1 protein-coding gene is annotated in these 1100 nt (G+C 59.7%); it reads left to right on the top strand.

Features of this window, described 5'->3' with window-relative positions; all coding sequences use genetic code 11:
* Nucleotides 1-676: TIM barrel protein (locus ABJK56_RS14940; protein WP_347245469.1), on the top strand; the 676-nt coding region annotated here is incomplete at its 5' end.
* Nucleotides 677-1100: the final 424 nt, after the last annotated feature.

Below are 1100 nucleotides of genomic sequence, written 5' to 3' on the forward strand. Positions count from 1 at the left end.
CGAGTTTACGCACGTGGAAATCATCGCCCACGAAGCAGAGGGGCATCTGAAACCCTCCGAAATTGCGGCCGACTTGGATCGCGCGATTGCTATCTGTCGTCAAACCCATCGCCTCACTCCGGTCGCCTACAGCGTGGACATTGAAGCCCAGGGAGAAGAGTATTACCGGCAATTCGCGGCCTGCTGCAAACTCGCCAAGGCAACCCGAGTCGTGACGGTGGTCGTCCGCGCCTCGGAGCTCGGCACACCCTTTAACGAGGAGGTGGAACGGCTGCAGCGGATGGTGGCGATTGCCGCCATGGAAGAGGTCGTCGTGGCCATGCTCGTCGAGACCGGCCGCATGAGTGAATCCCCGGAAACCGCAGCCGTGCTCTGCCATCACGCCAAGGGCCTCGGCATTTGCCTGGACCCCAGCTACTTCATTTATGAGCGGACATCCCCACCGAGTATGGAGCCCATTCTGAAGTACGTCCGCCACGTCCGACTGCGGGACACCAAGAAGGATCGCTTTCAGGTGCGCGTCGGCCAGGGAGAAGTAGAGTATAGCAAGCTTCTGGCCAATCTCAGCCGATATGAGTACGACCGAGCCCTCTCGATCGACATCCTCCCCGAGCCGGGCGTAGACCAGAACGCCGAACTCCGGAAATTCCGCCTGCTTTTGGAGACGCTGCTTTGACGGTCGATTCCTCCGCGTTACCAACCCGCCGCCTCGCATTCGCAACCCGCCGACCGCACCCCCCGTCAAGGGGAGCGTCATCGCGGAGCGAACAGACTGGCCCCGATCGCCTGACCAAGCAACGATAGGCCAGGTTTTCTGTCAAATCGATCTGAAGACACGGCACTTCGGTGCTGCAGGCGTGATTTCCTTTGAGAGAGACGCGGCGTAAGCTTCCCTCGGGTGCGCACTGGAGGGTCCAGCGACGCGGGTGGACGGCCTTCGCCTGGCTGAAGCGATGCCTTTTCTTTGCCGTTAACCGGGGAAACCACCCTTTCTACGTATACCGGACCAGCCATTGATGGGCATTGACAAGTTGGTCGTCCATTGCTACGCTAAGTTGCAGTCGATCTCCTAGGGATTTTTCCCTTTTGGCGATCGACTG

It is taken from the genome of Thermogutta sp. (assembly GCF_039793925.1).
Classification (GTDB): Bacteria; Planctomycetota; Planctomycetia; order Pirellulales; family Thermoguttaceae; genus Thermogutta.